This is a genomic window from Enterococcus devriesei (assembly GCF_001885905.1).
Lineage (GTDB): Bacteria > Bacillota > Bacilli > Lactobacillales > Enterococcaceae > Enterococcus_A > Enterococcus_A devriesei.
The window spans coordinates 1-3802 of sequence record NZ_JXKM01000030.1 but is presented as its reverse complement, the minus strand read 5'-3'; the positions used below and the strand labels follow the sequence as shown (position 1 = coordinate 3802).

General features: G+C 29.2%; 3 protein-coding genes. All 3 read right to left on the bottom strand.

Annotation, left to right across the window (positions count from 1 at the left end):
• Positions 1-26: 26 nt before the first annotated feature.
• On the bottom strand, positions 27-1295 hold the full coding sequence (mobV, locus tag RV00_RS15760) for a MobV family relaxase (RefSeq protein ID WP_031824442.1): 1269 nt from the start codon (positions 1293-1295) through the stop codon (positions 27-29).
• 277 nt (positions 1296-1572) lie between these two features.
• Positions 1573-2220 carry a type A chloramphenicol O-acetyltransferase gene (gene catA / locus RV00_RS15755; RefSeq protein ID WP_001010378.1) on the bottom strand — a complete coding sequence of 216 codons (648 nt, stop codon included), beginning with the start codon at positions 2218-2220 and terminating at the stop codon, positions 1573-1575.
• A gap of 129 nt (positions 2221-2349) precedes the next feature.
• A complete protein-coding gene (locus tag RV00_RS15750; RefSeq protein WP_071863486.1) occupies positions 2350-3294 on the bottom strand; it encodes a replication initiation factor domain-containing protein in 945 nt (314 codons plus the stop codon).
• Between the last annotated feature and the right edge of the window lie 508 nt (positions 3295-3802).

The window sequence follows — 3802 nt, the reverse complement described above, 5'->3', positions numbered from 1 at the left end:
ATTTTCTCGGCATAAATGCGTCGTCTTTATAAAGTGTAGCCATCATCTCGTTCATCTTCAAAAATAATTTCTGGTTCATGCCTTTGATATTTTTTCTTAAAGAATTGTTCATCGTTATCATCTACAATCATTGTTTCTCGCATTTTTGAGCTTTCTAAGTGATTATCAATATGGTTAATCAACGAATGATATGTTTCTTCTTTCATCACACCTTTAATCAACTTAAACACATTGTTAAATAGTTTATACGAACGGTTTAACTCTTTTTCTTTTTCTTGATTTTGTTCCAATAAATTATTATAACTATCCACTAAATCATTGTATTTATCTATTACTTTTCCATTTTTAATCTGTTCGTCTAATAATCTATCTTCTAATCTTTTGTTTTTTTTCTCAAAATCTTTTAAAGCCTTTCCGCTTTTAATATATTCATAATCATCAGTAATGAGTTGAGAAGCTTTTACTTGTTCCTGCAATAAATCAAATTCATTTTTATCAATAACGACGTTACCTGTTTCCTGTGTTTCTTTGTTGAACAATCCACCAACTTTTTCAGTTTCAAGCTCATATGGGACATTTATAGGCTTTTTTAGAACATCTAAAGCATTTTGATACTGTTCCATTACTTCTTCGCTTTCTTGCTTTATACGGTCTAATTTTCGGCTCTCATGCTCATATTCTTCTTTGTGATAATCTGTTAAATTTTTATAACGACTTATCTGCTCATGTCGTCTCGGTGTAACGCCCCTTGTTATACCTCTACTCAAGTCATAACCACAACTATTGATATGTTCGTTAAATCTATCTTGAAATTCAGTTAGTGCCTTTTTATTACCTAAAACCTCTTTCGCACTCAATCGACCATCTTCTGTAATCGGAACTACCCCATAATGCATATGAGGTGTTTTTTCGTCCATATGCACTGTTGCATATAATAAATTATCTTTTCCATACTCTTGTTCTAAAAACGTTTTAGCATGTTCAAAAAACTGCTTTGTTTCTTCAAGTGTTTGATTTTTAAAAAATTCATTACCAGATGTAATTAAACCATCAATATGTTTTACTGCGTCTTTTCTAATTTTGCGTTTCCCATTATAATTTTGTTCAATTTTCTCTTCGATTTTTTGATTATAATCAATCGGACTATCATTGACTAAATCGTAATTTAAGTATGATTTTTCTAAATCAATATCCATATTTTCATAATTTTTATTTTGTCTTTGTACATGTTTTTGAATGCCTTTTGTATTCGTTTTTGATTTCACTTTAGCAACTCTGATAATAGAATACGCCATATTAAAATTCCTCCACTGCACATGTTTTTGCGTAGCTTTATTTATTAAAGTATAACACACTAGACTTATTTGCTATCGCCATAAGTCATTAATGCGTGTGCTCTGCGAGGCTTGTTTTTGTGCAAGCACAAAAAATGGACTGAACAAGTCAGTCCATAAGTTCAAAACCAAATTCAAAATCAAAACACCAGCAACCAAAAATGGTGGTTGCTATACGTTCATAAATTTTATGATCACTTACGTGTATAAAATTAAATTCACTTCCAAAATCTAAAAACTAAATCCAATCATCTACCCTATGAATTATATCTTGAAATTCATTCATAAATAGTGAAGCATGGTAACCATCACATACAGCATGATGAAGCTGCAGAGCAACTGGTATATAAATTTTATTATTCTCACTATAAAATTTACCTATCGTAATAATAGGCAATAAAAAGCTACCATTGTTACCAATGTTTAAATTAAATGAACTAAAATCAATCCAAGGAATCATTGAAATCGGTATGGCGTTTTCAGGTATCGGTTTTTTAGGAAACATTTCTTCTTTATCTTTATATTCAAGTAAGTCATTTTTATAATTATTATAAAAAGAAGTGAAGTTGTTATCAGATTCAGTCCAAATGTTAGTAAATTTTTCAGTTTGCTTATTAAAAACTGTATACAAAGGATTTAACTTATCCCAATAACCTAATTTATTCTCACTATTAATTCCTGTTCTAAACACTTTGTTTTTATTTACAACTTCCATAATTGCATAAATCAAAGAAGGATAAATTTCATATCCTTTCTTTTTTATCATATCTTTAAACAAAGTAATATCAATTTCTTTAGTAATGCTATACGTAGTTTGCTGGTTAAAATAGTGTTCAAAATATTCTTTTCTATCCCAATTTTCTAATTTGATAATATTAAAATTCATATATAACTTCCTCCTAAATTTTAAATCTTTATATTTAGGAGGAATAATCCTCTGATTTTTTCATACGTTATGTCACCTCGTAAATATTAATTATACTGAATTAGCGATTTTTATAAAATAAAACTTATTTTACTTCCAAAACCTAAATTCACGTTGCCAAAAATCAATCTGCTTTTGCAATTGTTTTTCGTTCTCTTTTAAAGTCAATTTCATTAAGTCCGTTAAATCAATTGTAGAAATTTCAGCCATTAATTTTTTCATTCTATATTTCTTCTTACGTTCTAATTTTCCCCATTCACTCTCATCAAATAGCAAAGCCATAATTGTATGTCTGTCAGGAGCTTTTTCTATTGTCGAATAGTCTGGTTTTAAAATATGTAAATCATTAAAACAATCATTCCAATAATCAACCATATCTCTTTTTAATTCAATTTCTACACGCCATAAATGTTCTGAAATAATTTCAATATCTGCATTATCCTTACGTTCTTGTTTTTTATTATAAATTCTAATAAATCTATCACTGTCACGAACACCAAAATATTTCGTTTCTGGTTTACCGTTACGACCATAAAAAATAGTTTTTTTAACTGATTTATCAGTCATTGCATAATAGTCACTTAAATCATCTTCAAAATCAAAAGCTAAATCCAATCTTGTAAAACCGTCATCTTCCATGTAATCGATAATATTTTGTTTTAACCAAAACATTTCTTCATGTGTAAGTTTATTCGGATTAAATTCAACACGCATATTACGTCTATCCCACGTATCTGCTTTTACTTTGTCATATTCGATATATACTTTTTCTTGTAGAGCTTTAGCTTTAAATTTCGTTTGTAATATATCCCAAAGTCTAATTTGTGGTTCAAGACTCATAAATTCAGATAGCTTTTGAGCATTATTTTTATTAAGATTTCCAACGATTGTCATAGCATCAAAACTTAATTTTGGTTGGGGGGTGTCCCAAATCGGAACACTTAACCGGCTATTAGAGTATCCGGTTTTAGAAAAATTTAAGTTTTCGTTTTCTAAGCTTTGTTTTGTCTGAATTTCTTCTGCTTTTTTAATCACAAAAAAACAACTCCTTAATTTAATTTAAGAAGTCGCTCACCCGAATATATATCTTGAAGAATAAACTTATATCGTTTAATATCTAGATATACAAGATATAAAAAAACAACTTAGTGTTTTTTCTAGGTAAGTCGCTATCACAAACTTTGGCGAGGGAGTGAGCGACTTCTTTTTATTTTGTTATTAATATAACACTATCAAAAGACTTGGTCTAATCAGATCAGGTCTTTTTTTATTTAAGCATTTGTATTATCTGGTAAACAGTTAAAACTACTAAAACACCAAGTACATACTTACTTGCTATAAAATTCTCAAAAGCTTCTCTAAATTTCATTTCTTCAACTCCTTTTATTGCTTTATTCCAATTGCTTTATTGACGTTGAGCCTCGGAACCCTTAACAATCCCAAAACTTGTCGAATGGTCGGCTTAATAGCTCACGCTATGCCGACATTCGTCTTCAAGTTTAGTTAAGGGTTCTTCTCAACTTCAATAAATTTTCTCGGCATA